This window comes from Vallitalea sediminicola (genome assembly GCF_054408565.1).
The window spans coordinates 55,434-76,106 of record NZ_BTPT01000014.1 but is presented as its reverse complement, the minus strand read 5'-3'; the positions used below and the strand labels follow the sequence as shown (position 1 = coordinate 76,106).

Genomic DNA, 20,673 nt, shown 5'->3' with positions numbered 1-20,673 from the left:
ATTCCTTCCATATATGGTCTATTTTCCTATTCTTTTTAGTTTCGCGATAAAGAAACCATCTGTATCATAATATCCAGGCAATAATTGAATATACCCTTCTTCATTATTGTTAACCGTATTTGGTAAAACATCCTCAAAACCAACTAATTCAAAAGGAAAATTATCAATGAACCATTTAACATTTTGTATGTTTTCTTGTGGATTAACTGTACATGTGCTATACATAAGTATACCACCTGTTTTTACATATTTGCAAACTACTTTTAATATATTCCTTTGAATATCAATTAGATTACTTATATCTTTTCTTTTTATATTATATTTTATATCAGGTTTTTTTCTTATTATTCCAAGTCCTGAACACGGTACATCCGCTATAACTATATCAGCCTTTTCTATTAGTGACTCATCAATCTCTAATGCATTATACTCTTTTACATCAACATTATGGAGCTGTAATCTTTTTACATTTTCCTCTATTAGTTGTAATTTCTTAGGATATATATCTCTAGAAACAACTCTACCAGTATCATTCAGTATTTCTGCAAAATGGGTTGTTTTTCCACCTGGTGCAGCGCATACATCAATGACGAAACTATTCATATCTGGCTTTGCTAAATGAGCCACTAACATGGAGCTTTCATCCTGAACTGTAAAATCACCATCACTAAAAGCTTTTAAACTTCTAATATTGTTATAGTTATTAATCTTCAAAGCATAATCAAGAAGATTGCCATCTTCTACATTTACATCATCATCTTCTAACCGCTTTTTTAAATCCCTAACACTTGTTCTTGTTAAATTACATCTAATATTTGTTTTAGCCACTTTGTTGCTATTAATGCACATTTGTTTAACAGTTTCATAATCATAATGTTCTAACCATAATTCAATAATCCATATTGGAAAAGAATAAATTATAGATAAATATTTGATTGGTTCATCATTTTCCTTAGGATATTCGATATCATCCATATTTCTTGCTATATTCCTGAGAACACCATTCACAAAACCAGACAGGTTATTAAATTTCCTTTTTTTAGCTAATTTAACAGCTTCATTACAAACAGCTGAGACTGGTACTTTATCCATATATTTAATCTGATAAACAGATAATCTTAAAATATATAATATGATCTTTTTCATTTTCTTTGTCTTTGTTTTTGAAAACTTATCAATTACATAATCTATAGTTATTACATGTTCAACTGTACCTTCAACAATTCTAGTAATAAAAGCTCTATCTATTTTTGATATATCATTATTACTGTTGAAATATTTATCAATAGCTATATTAGTATATGCTTTATCATCAAATATACTTGTGATGATATCTAATGCTACGTTTCTAGCATTTATCTTATTTTCCTTGTTATTACTACCGTTTGTCATATCTACCCCCGACGAACTCTTTGTTTTAGTCATTTCTTCTTCCAGCTATCAATAGCAATCTTAACAAACTAGATATTGAAGCTGCTGCCGCCGCAACATAAGTAAGAGCTGCAGCTGATAGAACTTTTTTTGCTGGTACTATCTCATCATAAGAGAGATATGCACTGGACTCTAATATACCTATGGCACGATTAGATGCATTAAATTCAACTGGTAAGGTAACTAATTGAAATAATACTACAGCCGCAAATAATATAATACCCAATTTGAGGAAAAATATATTTGCAATAAGACCCACTAGTACTATAGGGAATGCAAGTTTAGATGATATATTTACAACAGGATAGATAGCATGTCTAATTTTCAAAAAGGTATATCCTGTGTCATGTTGAATAGCATGACCGCACTCATGTGCTGCAACTCCAACTGCTGCAATAGATTGATTATTATATACTGCGTCAGATAACTTTAATACTTTTGATCTCGGATCATAATGATCTGTTAATCTACCACTTACATGCTCTACCTTTACATCATATATTCCAGCTTGTCTTAGAATCATTTCTGCAACATCTTTACCAGTATACCCTCGAGAATTCCTATACCCAGAATATTTTTTAAATGTTGATGTTACTTTGGATTGAGCATATAAAGATAAAAGCATGGCAGGTATTAATATTATGAATGTAGGATCATAAAAAAGACCATAGGTGCCGATTCCCCTCATGTTATCATCTCCTTCCTAATATTTCTCCTACCTCTAGTTTATATCCTCTTAAGAAAGCATCAGCTGACATTCTTTTTTTACCTTGTAGCTGAACTTCCTTTAATAAAATACATTGTTTTCCGCATTTTACGATGAATCCATCTTTTAGAATATCAACAATTTCACCTGATTTACCTTTATATGAATCATCTACTACCTTACCCGCCCATATCTTAAGGATTTTGTTACCAAGATAAGTATAAGCACTAGGCCAAGGATTCAATCCTCTAATAAGCAATTCTATATTATATGATTCATTTTCCCAATTAATATTCCCTAAGCTTTTTTCAAGCATAGGTGCATATGTTGATTCATCTGAATTCTGCTTAACTCTATTTATAGTATTATTTTGTACTTCTTTCAAAGTTTTAACCAATAATTTTGCACCAACATCAGATAATTTATCATGCAATGAACCACCTGTATCTGTATCTTCTATTTCTACTACTTCTTTTAGTAGAATATCACCTGTATCTAGTCCAACATCCATATACATAGTTGTTATTCCTGTTTCAGATTCACCATTAATTATTGACCATTGAATAGGTCCAGCACCTCTATATTTCGGCAATAAGGAAGCATGAACATTAATACAACCATATTTCGGTAAATCAAGAATACGTTTTGGTAATATTTTACCAAAGGCTATAACAACTATAACATCTGGATTAATATCTTCCATAGATTTGGCAAAATCTTCTTCACTTAATTTTTGTGGTTGATATACTTTTATATTATTACTGATGGCTACTTCTTTGATAGGGGTAAATAAAACCTTATTACCTCTACCTTTTGGTTTATCAGGTTTTGTGACAACTGCAGCCACTTCGTGTTCAGAATTAATTAACTCCTGTAAAGTCGGTACCGAAAAATCAGGAGTTCCCATAAATACTACTTTCAAATTATCACCCTCTTTAATCTTGTACTATGTTTTCAGCTATATCAATAAATAATCTACCCTTGAGATGGTCTGTTTCATGGCATAATGCTACAGCCAATAATTCTCTTCCTTCAATAATAATCTTTTCTCCATCCAAATTCATTGCTTCCGCTTTAACGTATGAAGGTCTTTTAACTTCTCCAGATTTACCAGGTATACTTAAACACCCTTCTGGATTGATTTGTTCACCTTTTGTTTTAATTATCTTTGGATTTATTAGAACCATTGGTCCTTCACCAATATCAATTACTACTATTTGTTTTAAAATCCCTACTTGTGGTCCTGCTAGACCAACTCCATTAGCACTTCTCATAGTTTCTATCATGTCTTCAGCTAATACTTTTATATTTTTTGTAATCTCTTTTATCTCTTTACAATTTTTTCTTAAAATTTCGTCGCCTTCAACTCTTATTTGTCTCAAAGCCATTATCAGAACACTCCTTTATTTACAATTTATATTAGTTTTTATTATATTACATTTAATCTTAATATGAAATCAATGGGTTTATATCAACATGTATTGAAATATCTTTATATTTAACACTTAATCTACCCATATACCTATTAATGAATTGCATCAACTCCTTATACCCATTACTTCTTAATAGTATAACTCTTCTATAATTATTTTTTATTTTAGATATATTAGCTGGTGATGGTCCAATAACTTCAAATCCCAATTTAGATGCCACTAAGCATATATCGTTTTTTAATTCAAAGGATCTTTTTATAATCTCTTTTTCATTAGTCGATTGAATCAACAATATTAATAAATTTGAAAATGGCGGATAATTCATGACTTGTCTATACTTAATCTCAGCTTCATAGAATCCTATATAATCTTGTTCCTTGGATTTCGTTATGCTATAGTGTTCTGGAGTATAGGACTGAATTATGGCTGTTCCCTTTAGACTGCTTCTACCAGCTCTACCTGTAACCTGTGTCAATAATTGAAACGTTCTCTCTGAAGCTCTGAAATCACTCATATAGAGTGATAAATCAGCTGCTATTACACCAACTAGTGTAACATCAGGAAAATCATGACCTTTCGCAACCATTTGAGTACCTATTAATATATCTGCTTCACCATTTCTAAATTTCCCTAATATATTATCATAACTATTTTTTCTTGTAGTTGTATCAAGGTCCATTCTTAGTATCCTTGCCATAGGGAATTCTTTTTTTACATATGACTCCACTTTTTGAGTACCTATACCAAATTGTTTAATGTATCTTGAATTACAAGAAGGACATTTATCAACCATATTTATCGTATCACCACAATAGTGACAAATAAGTTTATCACCATAAGCATGATATGTATAGGGTATATCACAACTTTTACATTTAACTACATATCCACATTGTCTGCAAGATACAAATCTTGAATAACCTCTTCTATTTAGAAATAAAATAATCTGTTCCTTTTTAAATAATTTATCCTGTATTTGGTTTCTTAAAGCATCACTAAATATCGATTTATTACCATTTATTAATTCTTCGCGCATATCAACAACTTGAACATCCAATTTATTAGTTGAAGCGGCTTTTTCTTTTAATTCTAATAAAGTATATTTACTTTGTTTAGCTAAGTAATATGTTTCTAAAGATGGTGTAGCAGAGCCTAACACAACATCAGCACCTGTCATTTCACCTCTTTTAATTGCCACTTCTCTAGCATGGTATTTAGGTGATACCTCTGACTTGTAACTCATTTCATGTTCTTCGTCAATAATTATGATACCAAGGTTTTTGAATGGAGTAAAAACTGCAGATCTAGGACCTATCATAATAGATATATTACCGTCTCTTGCTCTTCTCCACCCATCATATTTTTCACCGGCAGATAATTTACTATGCATTACTCCTACCCTGTCACCGAATCTTGATATGAAATTCCTGACTGTTTGAGGAGTCAAAGCTATCTCAGGTATTAATACTATAGCCTGTTGCCCTTTTGCTAGGACTTTTTCAATTATTTGCATATATACTTCTGTTTTTCCACTACCAGTTATACCATGAATTAAATAAACTTGACTTTCCTCTTTTAATTTATTAGAAATTATATTAATTATCTGTTGTTGTTCCATATTAGGTAATTTGTTTTTACTTCTTTTTATATTATTAACATTATATGGTTCTCTATAAATACGTTCCGAATTAATTTGTATAATTCCTTTTTTCTCCAGATTCAGTAGTACAGCTGGAGAAATATCAGCTTTATTGACTATTGTACTCTGTTTGAATTTTTCATTGGTCAACAAGTAATTTCCCGCTCTACTTAAAGCCTTGTAATTTTTATTATCCCATATATCAATGTATGCTTTCAATTCATCAACATTAACTTTTCTAACAATCTCTTTTTGGGTCTTTTCAGTAACCTTTTTATTAATTGGGATTAATGTTCTAAGCGCTGATATTATGGTACATGCATATCGTTCTTTCATCCACACAGCTAATTTAATCAAATGAGCTTCTATGGACATATTCATTGTCGCTACACCTGTAATGTCTTTAATCTTATCCACGTCAAAATTAGGTTTATCAGTAAACCCTATAACATATCCTTTTAAATTTTTATTTCCTTTGCCAAAAGGTATATTAACAACTGTTCCAATTAGAATCTTATCCAGCAAATTGTCGGGAACATGATATTGAAATACTCTATCTAACTTTGAATGAGATATATCAACAATAATATCTGCATATTTATTCATATAATCTTCCTTTTATGTAAAGCTAAATATATAAAACAACTATATATTGACCTTAAACATCTATACACACACTTCAATAAGTTCAACATATTTTCCTTAATTCAACTTATATATAATCATACCATTATTTTCTTATTATAACATATGAATAACCATATAACAATGTAATAGACTTCTCATAAGATATCTTTTATATAGCACAAAAAAAGGGGGGGTATCCCCCTTACTTATTGGTCATCCTCTTCTAAATCATGTGATACTATATCAATCTTGCCTTCATAAAGTTCGTTTACAGCATTTGATAATGGTTTAGTATAATTCTTAGTAGATAATATTTCGTCCCCTCCAATAATCTCCCTAGCTCGTTTTGCTGAAGCTACAACTATTGAATATCTACTTTTTAGTTTTTCTTCATCACTACTCATTCTATCATTTATTGTTGCCATTAAATCTGTATAAGATGGATGTAACATCTATATCTCTCCTTTCAAGAGTTCTTTAAATTCATTTTTCAATCTTTCTTTTAGTTCAACACTTCTATTGGCTCTTTTATGTTCTGCATTAATTATTGAGATAATATCTTCAGCACATTCTTGCAAATCATCATTAACAACAATATAATCATATTGATTCAGAACTTCTGTTTCTTCATATGATCTCTTAAGTCTTTTGTTAATGATATCAGAACTTTCTGTTCCTCTTTTTTCTAATCTTGTTTTCAAATCAGCTGCCTTAGGAGCTGTAACAAAAATTAATACTGCCTCATTATATTGTGATTTTACATCAAGAGCTCCTTGCATCTCAATCTCAAGAATTACATTTTTACCTTGCTCTAGATTATTTTCCACAAATTTCCTAGGTGTACCATAATAATTATCACAATAGGATGCCCATTCTATAAGTTCATTATCTGCTATCATCTTTTCGAAGTCTTTACGGCTATCGAAAAAATATTCTCTTCCATGTTTCTCATATTCTCTTGGTGCTCTAGTTGTAGAAGATATAGACAGAATATAATCTCCTTTTGATAAAAGTTTTTTAACTACTGAACCTTTTCCAGCACCTGAAAAACCTGATATAATTATGAGTATGCCCTTTTTATTCATCTAATCACCTTTAATTATGTTTTTTATAATTTATTTTGTCTTATATATAATTGCATTTATGCTATAGCATACTTTTTTTGTCTTCTTCCATTATATCCAAATTATCTTTTATAAGTCTTTGTCCTACTGTTTCAGGTAAAATAGCAGATAATATGATTTGCCCACTATCCATTATAATAACAGCTCTTGTTTTTCTTCCGTAAGTTGCATCAATTAATTTTCCATCATCCCTGCCATTTTGTATAACTCTTTTTATAGGCGCTGATTCTGGACTTATAATAGCAATAATTCTATTAGCAGAAATAATGTTTCCAAAACCAATATTAACCATTTGAATCATTATATTAATCTCCCTTACTATAATTATTCAATATTTTGGATTTGTTCACGAATTTTTTCTATTTCGGTTTTTAGTTCCAAACCATTAGTAGAAACTTCAATATCATTTGACTTTGACAAAATAGTGTTAGATTCTCTATTCATTTCCTGTAAAAGAAAATCCAATTTCCTTCCAATAGGAATATCTTTATTTAGAGTACGTCTCATATGTTCTATATGGCTTTCTAACCTAACTATTTCTTCATCTACACAACATTTATCTGCATATATAGCAACCTCGACAGCAAGTCTCGCTTCATCAATAGTACTATTCAATAAGTCATTTATTCTATTTTCCAATTTAACTTTATATTCTTCAATAACATAAGGTGCCCTAGTTTTGATACCTGCAACTAGATTATTGATTGTATCTAATTTTTTTATTATATCACTTTTTAATAATTCACCTTCAGTTGTTCTTGTAGCGATCAGTTTATCTATAGCTATACTTAATGCTTTCTCCATTATATTCCATAACAATTCTTCATCAACATCTTGTTCTTCTATTGTTATAACTTCAGGATATCTAGTAATATTGGATACTTTTATGTCATTATCTAATTCAAATTTTTCACTAATAATATCAAAGTATTTTAGATATTGTCCTATCAAATCTTCATTGAGTTTAATACATTCATTACCTTCAGAGTTATCTTCATAAGAAATAAATATATCAACCTTTCCTCTAGATACTCTCTTTTTAACAAAAGTCCTGATGTTATTTTCTAGGAAACTTATTTTCTTTGGCATTCTAACATTGATATCACAATATCTATGATTAACAGATTTAATTTCAACTGTCATTTTTCTATCATTAGATACATATTCACCTCTACCAAAGCCTGTCATACTTTTTACCATTATAATCACTCATTTCTAGGATATGAGCTAAAATTAATTAAATTTTAATTCATATTTATTGGTATTATCCTTATGGTATTATACCTTACTATAAATATCTAGTCAACAATACAGAACCAAAAATCTCTAAAATAGTAAAGGCTCTTTCATATCTGAAAGAAGCCTAATTAAAATTATATTTTATTATTTATTAATTCATTAATAAATACCGTATTCTTTTTTAATTCATCCATATATTTAATATATTTATATTGCTTAGTTTTAAATAATGTAAATCTATCTACTTTCTTATACTCCTTAATATACTCTAATAGTTTGTATCTTAATTCTTCTACATCTTTTATAGCAAATTCATTGAGGTTTTTTACCTCGTTTAGAATTTCGTTGACTTTATCTGTCATACTATCATAACCAATCATTTCACTCATATAATCAGATAGCTGTGCCAAATCTTCTCTATCAATAGCTTTTTGATTAGTGAACATATTCCATTCCATGATAAACCTTTTTAGATTCTTCTCTAGATAGAATAAGAAATCAGCCTTAGCTTCTACTGGTGGTTCATGAATTATTGTTACAGCTTCATTTGTCAAAAAATATGCTTTGAACATAGGATTCTGTTTATGTATATCAGCTTCTTCATTACCATTAGAATATATTAATCTACTAGCTAACAATAATGAAAAATCTTCACCTCTTGGTACATCTTCGGGATAGAACATTTTCCCTGCAAATTCTCTTCTAATTATCATGTTTCCGCCAAATCCAAACAGAGTTTCCTTTACACTGTCATCCTTGGTAAGACGTACAATATCGTTATCCATGGATGAAAACTTTTTCCAACTTTTCAATTTATCTTCTGTCCTTATCCTTATAGTATCATTCTTTTCATAAGGTGCAGTAAATACATATTTGTCTTCATTATTTTTCAACACTTCTTTTAGATAAATCATATAATCCGTTCTCAATAATTCATCATCATCAATCTGAATAATTATATCTTCATTGAGTAAATAAGGAATCATAAAACCCAGCGTCCTTATTTCGGGATATCCCTTAACAGAGAAAAATTCATTTTGCGTAATTTCTCTATAATGTATAATATCTGTATTAGTATATATTAGATTTGTAAATTTGCACTCATGCATTACTTCTGCTACTTCATCTCTAATATTACTATCTTTTGTTGTATCTCCATTAGCCGCTATCGCAAATACATATATTTTAAGATTATCGTTATCATCTATTTTCAATTGGTTAACACTTCTAATTGTATTAATCAAAGTATTATGTGTTTTAAAATCTTCCAAATCAGTTGGATGATCAAACACATTTATTTTTTCTCTATTAGTATCAACGTAAACATTAATTACCATAGCAAAATTCATATTATTAACATTTCCTTTCATGTAATGAAGTTTTGTACTATCTCAGGTTATTCGTTAGATTTTTTAGTAGTATGACGATATATTATTTTTGGCTCAAAAACAATTTTTGAATCACCATGATAATCATCTTCTTCATTAATCATACCAATTAAGATCTCTATTGCCTTAGATGCAATATCATTAGCATTTTGCTCAACTGTAGTTAAAGATGGAACAGTAAATTCTGATATAGGTATATTATCAAATCCTACAACCTGTACTTCTTCTGGAATAGCTATACCCTTTTCATTAAGAGATTTTAATACACCAAAAGCTTTTTCATCTCCAGAGACAAATATAGCATCCGGTAATTTATTATGTTCAATTATTTTATTACTAGCAGTATAAGCTTCTTTATATGACTTAATACCTTCATATATAGTAAAATTTTGTTTTTCCAATTTATTATCTTCGACTGCTGTATAGAATCCTTCTCTTCTTTCTTCATTAGAAATATATCTATTACTACCAAGGAAAAAAAGAATAGATTTACATCCACTTTTAATCAGATAGTCCGTAACAAGATATGAAGCTTTATAATTATCAATCTCTACAAATGGATTTTCAGGATAATTATAATTTTTACCTATAGTTACATAGGGAATACCTAGTTCTTGGAATAATCTTATCTTATTATCATCTTTCTGTATATTAAGGATTACAGCTCCATCAACAAAACCTGACTTAAGAAGATGTATGTTTTTTTTATTCTCTTCTTCATCATCCATATTGAACTGGAACATGAATACATTATATTCATAAGCTGAAGCTTGATTGATTATATTCTGAAACATATTGGAATACCATTGTCCCGGATAAAGGTCTTGTTGCTTCTCAATGACCAGTATAATATTTTTAGCTGTTTTTTTCCTCAGACTCTTTGCATATATATTTGTTTCAAAACCAGTTTCTTGGATAACCTCATTAATTTTCTTTCTAGTTTCTTCTTTCACATACTGTCCGTTATTAATAACTCTAGATACAGTTCTAACTGAAAATCCAGTCCTCTTTGCTATATCCTTGATGGTTAAATTATTTTTCCCCATTTCTTCCCTTCTTTCTTTTGGAAAAAATTATTCTATTCAATAATTAACATTGAATTTATTGGTCTAATCATCCCTGCTGATGAAAGATCCGATGCACATGGATAACTCAACTCAATTAATTCATTCTTATAGACCATACTTAAACAACTGGAAGCTCCACCATCTAGATTCATTGCCCAATTAACTGCTCCAACTTCTTTTTCCAAGATACAGACAATTTCATCAAAATTAGCTCCACAGCTTTCTTTTGTTCTTCCAGAAAAAACAAACACAAAAAATTCATTTGTCTCAGTTAAACCAACAACGGTTCTTGGACCTCTAACCCAATCTTGTACTTGTGTTTCTTGCGTCTGCATTGATAGTGGATGAAACCATCCTTCTCTTTTAAAAGCTTCAGTTTGTATACAATTATTAGAGACCAAGTTTTTACCATTCTCGACTAGTAATGTAGCTCCTCCATAGATCCAGCTAATATCATCCCATTGTTCTTGAGTCATATCATCAGGTTTTTCAAGAAATACATCTAGTTTATATGGTTTCGTAACTTTATAATAATAATCATTAATCCTAATTAATCCAAGTACATCAACTAATTTTTGCATATAAACACCTGTTACGGAAAGAACAACTCCAATACTAGGGATTGAAACTTCTCCATATCTCACACAAACTATTTTATTATTTATTATAACAATATTTAGCCTAGCTTTACCATATAAATAACAAAAATTTCTATAATCTTTATTATAGGAGCACAAATCCTTATTATCTATATATGGTGTAATAATACTAACTTGACCTTTATCACTGTTCACATTTTCTCTATTCCACGTAATTTCTTCATTGTTAATTATTAATTTACCACCTTGTAATGTTCTTCTACCGAAAACTACATGACCAGATTTTGTATAACCCATGAATGCTTTATTATATAATGGGAAATATTCTTTTCTTTTTTTAGTGTTCTGATTTTCATATTTGTAACCAAGAAATATCTTGCCAACATCAATTTTTTCATGTGGTCGTTGTTCTCTTACAGAATTATAAACCTCAATTATATTTTCAGTGGCAAAATATAAAAAGTTACAGCAATATTTCATATTGCATTCTTTATCCTTTTCAAAATACTCCCTTGGTGAAATCAAACTTTTATTTAATTTCTCTGCTTCTAAAACTTTTAATGAAATATCATCTTCAAATAAAAGTCCTGTAACAAGTACATTTCTATCATTTATATAATTACATCCAAAATCTATTATCTTCTCACTATTGTCTGCATTATAATAATACATAGTATATTTCCCATTAAAATGATTATTTATAAATCCACATACTTTCTCTTTTTCAATAGATATATAATCATCTTTATATTCTTGTTTTTCAATTATAAGTTCAGGAAAATCATCCGCTTTCATACTGGTTGAATAGAAATTCATATATTTAGTAGGTAGTAAATTATTAATATCTTCATCAGATTGAAATAAATTCCTGCACCGATCTATACCATTTTCATTTAACAAACAATTATAATGAAATAAACTCATAGTTATTCTTTCATTACCTGTAAAATCATAATTACTATCAAACTCTTTAATAACATAACTAATTATATAAGGAATATTACTACTACCATTTCTATAGATATTAGTATATCTTGAGACAACTACATTCTTAACAGTCGTCAATATAAAATAATCAAAAGAAACATTTTTTAGTGAAAATATATGTTTTTCTCCTAATCCTATAACAAGTGATCTATTACAGGCAGCTTCTTCAAATAATATAATATCCTCTTCATTCAATTTCCTAAAGTCCATTCCTACAGAAATATTATCATATGTTCTTATTAATATTTCTTTACTATTTATTAAGTCATTCAATCCAATAATGCATTGATCTTTTATTATGTCATGGTAATCATCTATTGTTGCCTCATCATGAATACTATTATTTTTAACATAGATAACTACTTTTTTTTCATTAAACTCCAATATAACTTTATTACTTATTAACTGCAATAGACTAAATAATTGCTTTCTATCACCTACTAGGAATATAAGTTTTTCTGCACTTGTTATCTTTGATTTCAGAAGCTCCAATTGATTGATAACACTTGTTTCATATCTTAGTTTTCTTGGCACACCACTATATACTAAACTCATTATTGCATCATTGAAATTCAATTTTTTCAAACTTTTTGCTGGAACATACTCTTTATTGGAACTATACTTGCAAAAGATTCTTTTCATATCTATGTCAAATATTTCTTGTCTGATAATATGTATATCACCATATATTTCTTCGTCTGTATAATCTTCTAAAAGAGTAAAATCCATAAAATAATCTTTTAGCTTATTATAGTATAATTTATAACGATATGAATCAATTTCATTATTACCATATGCTAAATCCAAGTCATAATCAACTATTACTTCATTCCCTTTTGCCTTATCTACCTTAACTGTACCGTAATTATATCTTAGATATTGAAAATAACCTTTTGTCAATTTTCTTTTGTAAGCTCCTGCAACATAACACTTTTTATAGATCATCATTCTTTTACTCCTCCATCAAGTATACCTGATATAATTTTTCTTTGGAGTAATAGAACAACAATTATTAGTGGTACTGTAATAACAATAGAAGCTGCACACATCGTTCCCCAAGGGACGGTATAATCAGTTTGATATAGGGTGATTCCTACTGTTACTGTACGCCTGATCTTCAATGGGTTCAGCACTTGTGCAAATAAATATTGATTCCAGGCAGTTATAAATACCAATATGCTAACGGTAAATAGCCCTGGTGCTACAAGAGGCATAATAATTTTATAAAAGCATTTGAAAATAGACGCTCCATCAATCATTGCACTTTCTTCTAAAGTATTAGGGGCTGATTTGAAAAAAGTAGATAAAAACCAAACCGCCATTGGTAACTGTGTCGTTGTTATAGCCAATGCTAACCCCCAGTATGAATTAAGTAATCTAAGATTTTTCATCATCTTATATATAGGATTAATAATTGTTATTGGTGGCAGTAAAGTTATGCTTAGAAGTACCAACATAAATATTTTTTTCCCTTTAATGTCAGTTCTTGAAACAGCATAACTGGCTAAACATCCTATTGACACAGATAATGCTGTACTTACTAATGAAATTACTGTACTATTTTTTAAATATAGTAAAAAAGGCTGCCTTTCAAAAACATCTATATAATTTTGTAACGTCCACTCTGATGGCCAAAATGTAGGCGGAATACTGAACAGATCTTTTTGATTCTTGAATGAATTAAGTAACTGCCATACAAAAGGAAAAATGATTCCACCAACAAAAAATATAAAAAATATGGCAAATAAAAACCTTTTTATATATTTTTTTAGTTTTATTGTTTTAGTATTTTTCTTCATCATTACACCTTCTCCATTTTGGTCTTCAATGCATCCATAAATAAAAAGCTAATCAAGAGAGAAATTATAAACGTTACTACAGCTAAAGTTGCACCATATCCTAGATTACCAAAATTGAAATAGGTCTTAATCGTATATAAAGATAAACTCTGAGTTCCATTAGCGGGTCCACCACTTGTTAATGCAACTACTAAATCATATATTCTAAATGTAGCAAGCACTCTAAACAAAATAGCTACTACTACTACTGGTTTAATTATTGGTAGTGTAATTCTGAAAAATCTCTGTATCTTATTAGCTCCATCAAGTGAAGCAGCTTCATAAAGACTCTCAGGTACTGTTTGAAGTCCTGATAAAATAAGCAGCGACATGTAAGGTGTAGTTTTCCATACATCCGCAATAATAACTGCTATTATGGCTGTATTTTTTTCAATGAGCCATGGTATATAATCTTGAATAAGATGAAGTTTACTTAGTATAAGATTGATGATTCCATATTGATCACTATACATGAATTGCCACATAAGTCCTGAAACTATAGTAGGTATAGCCCAAGGCACAAGGACAGCAGTTCTGATAATACCCTGTCCTGGAATTGCTTTATTCATGATCAACGCAAACATCATACCTATTATAGTTTCTAATGTAACAGCAATGACTGTAAACAATAATGTAAACTTCAAACTCGCCATAAAAGTACTATCACTAAATAATCTGATATAGTTATCAAACCCAACAAATTTTTTCCCCTCTGTTAAAGTCTGAATACGGATATCATAAAGACTCATATTGATTGTATTAATAACAGGATATACTATAAAAACTAATACTAACACAACTGAAGGTATTATGAATATATAACCCATTTTAGCCTTCTCTTTTTGCATATTCGGTCACTCCTAATTTATATTCTTTCTAGTAATATTAATCGTTCAATCAGATTATTTATTACTGTCCTATAATCTTTTTAATTTCTTTATCAGCATCTTTAACAGCATCCTCAACTGTTTTGTCTTCTATAAAAGCTAATTGTGTTTGCAATTGAAGCACATTGGATATTTCTGAATAATAAGGTGATTTTGGTCTTGGATTAGCATTCATAAATACTGGTAACATCTTCTCAACAAATGGCATTTTCTCAAGAATTTCTTTATCCTCATATAATGACTTAATTGATGGTAAATGACTTAGTCCAAGGGCTTCGATTTTTTCAGCTTCTTCTCCAGCCATATACTTAGCAAATTTTATTGCTTCTTCTTGATTCTTTGAAAACTTGGATACCATGATCTGCCATCCACCAAGAGTAGAATAACTTTTACCATTCTTATCTGCTTTTGGTAATTCAGCTATACCAACTTTTCCAACAACTTGTGATTTATCAGCGTCTTGTGATTTATTCCATCCACTTGGCCAATCTCTTAAAAATATTAATTTTCCTGTAAAAAATGGAGCTCTTGCGTCACCACTTCCAAAGTTAATAATTCCTTCTGGAGTGATCTTTGAAGTATTGATCATATCAACCATCATCTTAGTAGCTTTAATAGTTTCAGGTGAATTGTAAATCACTTTTCCGTTTTCATCAAATACATCTCCACCATAACTCCATACATACTCCATCAAATTACATGTTAAACCTTCATATTGTTTCCATGATCCAGCTAATCCTTTCATGTCTGGTTCATTTTCCATTATGTATGTAGCTGTTTCAACTAATTCCTCCCAAGTTTCTGGAACAGTCTTATTATATTTTTCCAATAGGTCTTTTCTATAATAAAGCATACCTGCATCTATTCTATATGGTAATCCCCATAATTTTCCTTGATATATATTTGCATTTATTGCACCAGGTAGATATTTATCCTTTTCATCTTGTGTTAATTCATCTGTCAGATCAGTTACCCAACCTGCTGATGCAAAAATTGGTGGCCATGTTACATCTGCATCGAACATATCTAGTGAATCATCTTCAGCTTGTAATGCTGTACTAATCATTTGCAACTTTTTATTAGTATCAGCTGGTAATTCAACAACATTAACCTTGATATTAGGGTTTTCTTCATGGAATTTATTTATTATATTTGTAAGTGTTCCATTTTCATCAACATGTGAATAATAATTTAAAGTTACCTCTTTTTTATCATCACTTTTATCAGCTTTGCATCCTGCTGATATAACAACTAAACACATTATTAAAATTACACTTATTATTTTTCTTTTCATTTTAATTTTCTCCTTCATATAATTTATAGTTTATTATTTCTAGATTAGATAACTAATTACACACCTATCGTTATTAATAAAACACCTCCTGTTTATAATTAAATACTAACCTGTCACCTTATGCCATCGTTGGCAATTACCATAAAAAATAATTTTTCTGCCATCGTTAGCACAAAAAATAAAATAAAAAAATATCTATTTACATTTTTTTCTGCCAATGATGGCAGAAATTGATTATGGAATAATATTACTCCTTTTTTAGATTAGTGTCAATACCCTTTTTAAAAACCTATGATGTTTTGATTATATTGAATAATATTAGAAAGCAAAACAGTATATGTATATACATATACTGTTTTGCAAAATCCAGTCAAAATAAAAAATTTCTGACTAACTTGCAATCACTTTATTTATATTGGCTTTCATGTTTTTCAAAGAAATCTATTCTAGGTTCCAAATATTTGATGTTATGATTATCATAGTCATCAATAAATGAATATATTTCATCAAAAATATATTCCCAATTCCAGATATTTTCATTAACATTTAGATATTCCCTAACCATTTTACAACTATTTGGAGCAATAGGATGTATCAATGTAATAGCAGTACGTACTCCATGAAAAGCATTTATTAATACTCGTTCTCTAAGCTCATTGTCTTCATCTGCTTCAGCTTTTTTCATGTTATTAACCCAGTACTTGTTCATTGTCCTTATATAGCTATCAAGTACATATACAATCCTATGAAAATCATGATTATACATGTGTTTTTCATAATTAAGTATTGCTTCCTTGGATTCTTCTAATACTTTTTCATCTATTTCTCCTTTTGGAATTTTAGAGTCAAAATATTTTTGAGCTGTATAGAAACAAGATCTAATAAGTCTATTAAATACATTAGTAAGTAAATTACCATCTTTCAAAACAGTATCTGGTCCTTGTTTATCTTCTTCTTTCATGAATACTTGAGGAGTGAAACTTACACTTTTCTTAGCCAATCCTAGACTTAGAAAATGCATTCTTAATTGTTCTGCTGTGTAATGATCTAATAATTCCGCTGCCATTGGTGGTTTGATATCACTACTGCTACTTGCCTTTTTATCCATAAATAATACGTGATTATTAGGTATTAAATGAGGAAGATTGATGTTTTCCCAATCTAATGAACTCTCATTATTAACACCACGTAACGCTAAAAACATCCCCATCTCAGCAATACCATAAAAATAAATGTTGTCTTCTCCAATGAATTGATATACTTTTGAATCTTTTGACTCCCACCAATCTTTCCATTGTTCTTTATCTTCTCCAATCGATTCTAAATAAGTCTTAGTAAAAGAAATAGGTGCCCATAAGGATTCTGGCCATACCCAGAATGTCAAATCTTCTAACTCTTCTTTTTCAGGCACTTTGATTCCCCATTCAATGTTTCCTGATAATCTGAAAGGAACTAAAGTCTTACCAGTCCTAAATCTTATTCCAAGTTTATCAAATACTTCTCTAGCAGAATCTCTGTCTTGTAAATTTTCAAACACAAATGTTATTGAAGGCTTTTTAGGTTCATCAATTATTGTATGTTTTGGAAGCTTATCTACTATATCCGCCAAATTATCTTCTAATTGTTTTCTTTTAACATATATTATTGGCGGCTTCAAAAATTCTTCAATAGTCTTTAATAAATATTTACGAGAATTAGAATGTTGTTTTAAGTATTGAACCCTCTCTTTCAAAACATCATTGTACTCGTCTAATTTAAAATACCAGTTAGTCACTTCTCTAAGTTCAGGTGTTTTTCCTGATAGAATACTTTTAGGATCTATTAATTCATTAGGCATGTACATATGTCCCATTGAACACTCATCTGCATATGCTTTATCTGAGTTACATCCTTCTATAGGACATTTACCAACTACTTGTCTACCATTTAATAATACTTTATGTTCTGGATCATAAAATTGTGGTGTAGATAGTTTTGTAAGATACCCATTTTCATACAATTTATTAAATATATCTTCCGAAACTTCTTTGTGAGACTCCCCTGCTTTGTCTAATCCTGAAGCTCCATATAAGTTAAGACTCATTTCATACTTTTCTAATACTTCACTCTGTTTGTTATGATTTTGTCTAACATAATCTTCTAAAGACCCATTAAACTTGTTATCATCTATAAGCTGTCTATAACTAGCTAATATTGGAGAACCATAACAATCTGTTCCTGATACGAATATAACATTTTCTTTACCGATTCTGTCTCTTAAAAATCTTGCATAGGTATCGGCATGAACAAATACTCCACCTACATGTCCAAAGTGTAATTCTTTATTACCGTAAGGCATTCCTGCTGTTACAACAGCTTTTTTAGGAAATTCTGGCCTTGGTCTTTGTCTTCTATTGTCTTTCATAAGCAAACTCCTTCTAATAATTTTTATTTTATTCATACTTATTATTTAGGATTATTTCCAAGCTAAATTCGTGGAAAAAAGCTCATAAAAAAAGCACCTCCTACAATAATCGTAGGGGCGATTTTATCGCGGTACCACCCTAATTCATTAATATGTCACCATACTAATCTTATCAAGTACTCATTATACTTTAGTTCTATAACGTGAACAAACGTCATATCATCACTTATTATAGCAGATTGTGTACTCGTAGTATGATAAATTCTAAGTCAGGGAAAGAAATACTATTCTGCATTGTAAATAAGATCCGTATGCAGCTCAGAGGCTTGGTTCATTAAATATTCACTATTCCTTCTCAGCACTAGGAACTCTCTGTAAGCTTCTAATCAATTACTCTTCTCTTCATCGCCTTTATTTTCTAAAAGTATATTAAAAGATAAAGGTTTTGTCAAGGATTATTTTGTATTGCTTTCAGAAATCAAAATAGCTGTCTCAAAATACGTTAGCCAAATGATATCATGAGACAGCTATTAATAATTATCTTTTATTTAGATTTTCATATTCTCTAGGCTCTGTAATATTCTTATATGCAGGTCTTATTATCCTGTTAGCCCCATAGAATTCTTCTATTCTATGTGCACACCATCCACCAATTCTTGCAATAGCAAATATTGGTGTATATAATTCAGGTGGAATTTGTAACATGCTATAAACAAATCCAGAATAGAAATCAACATTAGCGCATATATCTTTGGAAGAACCTTTTACTTTTGCAAAAACTTCTGGAGCCAAATTCTCAATAGCTTCATATAGATTAAATTCTTTCATCATATCTTTTTCAATAGCTAATTTATAAGCTTTTTTCTTAAGCATAACAGCTCTTGGATCCGATATTGTATAGATTGCATGACCCATTCCATAAATGAGACCTGATCCATCATTTGCTTCTTTTTTTAATATCTTGGTCAAATAATCCTCTATCTCTTTCTTATTTTCCCAATCTTTTATATTATCCTTGATATCATCCATCATTTGTCTAACCTTGTTGTTAGCTCCACCATGTTTAGGTCCTTTTAGTGACCCGATTGCTGCTGCTATAGCAGAATATGTATCTGTCCCTGAAGAAGATACTACTCTGGCTGTAAATGCTGAGTTATTACCACCACCATGTTCCGCATGTAATACTAGACATAGATCAAGTAATTCAGCTTCTGACTTAGTGAATTTATTATCTGCACGTAACATATGCAAGAAATTCTCAGCAGTGCTTAGATTTCTTGTGGTATTGTGAATATAGAGACTTTTATTATCATAATAATGTGATTTTGCTTGGAATGCATATGCAACCAATATTGGGAATCTTGCTATCAACTCTATACATTGTCTTAACATATTTTCTATGCTTGTATCATCTGGATTATCATCATAAGAATAAGTTGCTAGAACACTTCTAGCTAATTTATTCATGATATTAGGACTTGGAGCTTTTAATATCATATCTTCAGTAAAACCTTCTGGTATTTCTCTACTTTCTCCCAGAATTTCGTTAAACTCCCTCAATTCGCTTTCAGTAGGTAGAGAACCGAATAGTAAGAGATAGCATGCTTCTTCAAATCCATATCTTCCTTCAGACTGAAAACCATCAACTATATTTTCAACATCAATTCCTCTATAAAGCAAATGTCCTTCTGCAGGAATTTTTTCACCATCTTCTAACTTATATCCAATTACGTCTCCAATTTCTGTCAAACCAGCTAAAACACCAGTTCCATTCTTATTTCTTAATCCTCTTTTTACTCCAAATTTATCATATAGTTCAAAATCAATCTTGTTATTATTTTCAGCTAAATTAGCAAATTTTAATATTCTCCTGTATATTTCTTTATCACTCAATATATCAACTCCTTGTATAATATAATTTTGTATTAATATAATTTCTTATTCATAAATATTAACAAATTAAAATTGGTTCCGCAGAAGTAATTGGTTTTTATTTGCTTGAAATGACCA

Annotated in this window: 17 protein-coding genes and 1 other annotated feature; all 17 genes read right to left on the bottom strand. The window is 29.7% G+C overall.

The window, feature by feature from the left end; genetic code table 11:
• Window positions 1-18: 18 nt before the first annotated feature.
• Window positions 19-1,425, bottom strand: coding sequence for a 16S rRNA (cytosine(967)-C(5))-methyltransferase RsmB (gene rsmB / locus ACX6CF_RS06475; RefSeq protein WP_458784493.1), 1,407 nt, complete (start codon window positions 1,423-1,425; stop codon window positions 19-21).
• Window positions 1,418-2,119 carry a zinc metallopeptidase gene (locus ACX6CF_RS06470; protein WP_458784492.1) on the bottom strand — a complete coding sequence of 234 codons (702 nt, stop codon included), beginning with the start codon at window positions 2,117-2,119 and terminating at the stop codon, window positions 1,418-1,420. Before ACX6CF_RS06470 ends, rsmB begins: the two co-directional genes overlap by 8 nt.
• Before the next feature lie 4 nt (window positions 2,120-2,123).
• Window positions 2,124-3,059, bottom strand: coding sequence for a methionyl-tRNA formyltransferase (gene fmt, locus ACX6CF_RS06465; protein ID WP_458784491.1), 936 nt, complete (start codon window positions 3,057-3,059; stop codon window positions 2,124-2,126).
• A gap of 13 nt (window positions 3,060-3,072) precedes the next feature.
• Window positions 3,073-3,525, bottom strand: a complete 453-nt coding sequence (gene def / locus ACX6CF_RS06460; RefSeq protein ID WP_458784490.1) for a peptide deformylase — start codon at window positions 3,523-3,525, stop codon at window positions 3,073-3,075.
• A gap of 58 nt (window positions 3,526-3,583) precedes the next feature.
• Window positions 3,584-5,815: a primosomal protein N' gene (gene priA / locus ACX6CF_RS06455; protein ID WP_458784489.1), complete on the bottom strand. Its 2,232-nt coding sequence runs from the start codon at window positions 5,813-5,815 to the stop codon at window positions 3,584-3,586.
• A 227-nt stretch (window positions 5,816-6,042) separates the two neighbouring features.
• Window positions 6,043-6,288 (bottom strand): DNA-directed RNA polymerase subunit omega, encoded by a 246-nt coding sequence (gene rpoZ, locus ACX6CF_RS06450; protein ID WP_458784488.1) that lies wholly within the window; start codon window positions 6,286-6,288, stop codon window positions 6,043-6,045.
• The gene (gene gmk / locus ACX6CF_RS06445) at window positions 6,289-6,921 is read right to left on the bottom strand and encodes a guanylate kinase (RefSeq protein WP_458784487.1); all 633 of its coding nucleotides are present in this window, start codon (window positions 6,919-6,921) and stop codon (window positions 6,289-6,291) included.
• 61 nt (window positions 6,922-6,982) lie between these two features.
• The gene (gene remA, locus ACX6CF_RS06440) at window positions 6,983-7,261 is read right to left on the bottom strand and encodes an extracellular matrix/biofilm regulator RemA (RefSeq protein ID WP_458784486.1); all 279 of its coding nucleotides are present in this window, start codon (window positions 7,259-7,261) and stop codon (window positions 6,983-6,985) included.
• A gap of 23 nt (window positions 7,262-7,284) precedes the next feature.
• Window positions 7,285-8,160 carry a YicC/YloC family endoribonuclease gene (locus tag ACX6CF_RS06435; RefSeq protein WP_458784485.1) on the bottom strand — a complete coding sequence of 292 codons (876 nt, stop codon included), beginning with the start codon at window positions 8,158-8,160 and terminating at the stop codon, window positions 7,285-7,287.
• Between the two features lie 173 nt (window positions 8,161-8,333).
• Entirely contained in the window at window positions 8,334-9,548 is a 1,215-nt protein-coding gene (locus ACX6CF_RS06430) for a hypothetical protein (RefSeq protein ID WP_458784484.1), read from the bottom strand.
• 47 nt (window positions 9,549-9,595) lie between these two features.
• Window positions 9,596-10,633 carry a LacI family DNA-binding transcriptional regulator gene (locus ACX6CF_RS06425; RefSeq protein WP_458784483.1) on the bottom strand — a complete coding sequence of 346 codons (1,038 nt, stop codon included), beginning with the start codon at window positions 10,631-10,633 and terminating at the stop codon, window positions 9,596-9,598.
• A 32-nt stretch (window positions 10,634-10,665) separates the two neighbouring features.
• The gene (locus ACX6CF_RS06420) at window positions 10,666-13,188 is read right to left on the bottom strand and encodes a phosphodiester glycosidase family protein (protein ID WP_458784482.1); all 2,523 of its coding nucleotides are present in this window, start codon (window positions 13,186-13,188) and stop codon (window positions 10,666-10,668) included.
• Window positions 13,185-14,042 carry a carbohydrate ABC transporter permease gene (locus tag ACX6CF_RS06415; protein ID WP_458784481.1) on the bottom strand — a complete coding sequence of 286 codons (858 nt, stop codon included), beginning with the start codon at window positions 14,040-14,042 and terminating at the stop codon, window positions 13,185-13,187. Before ACX6CF_RS06415 ends, ACX6CF_RS06420 begins: the two co-directional genes overlap by 4 nt.
• A complete protein-coding gene (locus ACX6CF_RS06410) occupies window positions 14,042-14,926 on the bottom strand; it encodes a carbohydrate ABC transporter permease (RefSeq protein ID WP_458784480.1) in 885 nt (294 codons plus the stop codon). The genes ACX6CF_RS06415 and ACX6CF_RS06410 overlap by 1 nt, the downstream gene beginning before the upstream one ends.
• 61 nt (window positions 14,927-14,987) lie before the next feature.
• A complete protein-coding gene (locus ACX6CF_RS06405) occupies window positions 14,988-16,259 on the bottom strand; it encodes an ABC transporter substrate-binding protein (protein WP_458784479.1) in 1,272 nt (423 codons plus the stop codon).
• Between the two features lie 406 nt (window positions 16,260-16,665).
• Window positions 16,666-18,663, bottom strand: a complete 1,998-nt coding sequence (locus ACX6CF_RS06400) for a class I tRNA ligase family protein (RefSeq protein WP_458784478.1) — start codon at window positions 18,661-18,663, stop codon at window positions 16,666-16,668.
• A 110-nt stretch (window positions 18,664-18,773) separates the two neighbouring features.
• Window positions 18,774-19,078, bottom strand: a binding site (T-box leader).
• A gap of 122 nt (window positions 19,079-19,200) precedes the next feature.
• Entirely contained in the window at window positions 19,201-20,556 is a 1,356-nt protein-coding gene (locus ACX6CF_RS06395) for a citrate/2-methylcitrate synthase (RefSeq protein ID WP_458784477.1), read from the bottom strand.
• Between the last annotated feature and the right edge of the window lie 117 nt (window positions 20,557-20,673).

Excerpts from the sequence above, each read along its gene's own strand:
- priA (WP_458784489.1), bottom strand. The coding sequence starts at position 5,815 with ATGAATAAATATGCAGATATTATTGTTGATATATCTCATTCAAAGTTA.
- ACX6CF_RS06420 (WP_458784482.1), bottom strand. The coding sequence starts at position 13,188 with ATGATGATCTATAAAAAGTGTTATGTTGCAGGAGCTTACAAAAGAAAA.
- rsmB (WP_458784493.1), bottom strand. The coding sequence starts at position 1,425 with ATGACTAAAACAAAGAGTTCGTCGGGGGTAGATATGACAAACGGTAGT.
- ACX6CF_RS06435 (WP_458784485.1), bottom strand. The coding sequence starts at position 8,160 with ATGGTAAAAAGTATGACAGGCTTTGGTAGAGGTGAATATGTATCTAAT.
- ACX6CF_RS06405 (WP_458784479.1), bottom strand. The coding sequence starts at position 16,259 with ATGAAAAGAAAAATAATAAGTGTAATTTTAATAATGTGTTTAGTTGTT.
- ACX6CF_RS06430 (WP_458784484.1), bottom strand. The coding sequence starts at position 9,548 with ATGAATTTTGCTATGGTAATTAATGTTTACGTTGATACTAATAGAGAA.
- ACX6CF_RS06400 (WP_458784478.1), bottom strand. The coding sequence starts at position 18,663 with ATGAAAGACAATAGAAGACAAAGACCAAGGCCAGAATTTCCTAAAAAA.
- def (WP_458784490.1), bottom strand. The coding sequence starts at position 3,525 with ATGGCTTTGAGACAAATAAGAGTTGAAGGCGACGAAATTTTAAGAAAA.
- rpoZ (WP_458784488.1), bottom strand. The coding sequence starts at position 6,288 with ATGTTACATCCATCTTATACAGATTTAATGGCAACAATAAATGATAGA.
- ACX6CF_RS06425 (WP_458784483.1), bottom strand. The coding sequence starts at position 10,633 with ATGGGGAAAAATAATTTAACCATCAAGGATATAGCAAAGAGGACTGGA.
- ACX6CF_RS06470 (WP_458784492.1), bottom strand. The coding sequence starts at position 2,119 with ATGAGGGGAATCGGCACCTATGGTCTTTTTTATGATCCTACATTCATA.
- ACX6CF_RS06410 (WP_458784480.1), bottom strand. The coding sequence starts at position 14,926 with ATGCAAAAAGAGAAGGCTAAAATGGGTTATATATTCATAATACCTTCA.
- gmk (WP_458784487.1), bottom strand. The coding sequence starts at position 6,921 with ATGAATAAAAAGGGCATACTCATAATTATATCAGGTTTTTCAGGTGCT.
- remA (WP_458784486.1), bottom strand. The coding sequence starts at position 7,261 with ATGATTCAAATGGTTAATATTGGTTTTGGAAACATTATTTCTGCTAAT.
- ACX6CF_RS06415 (WP_458784481.1), bottom strand. The coding sequence starts at position 14,042 with ATGATGAAGAAAAATACTAAAACAATAAAACTAAAAAAATATATAAAA.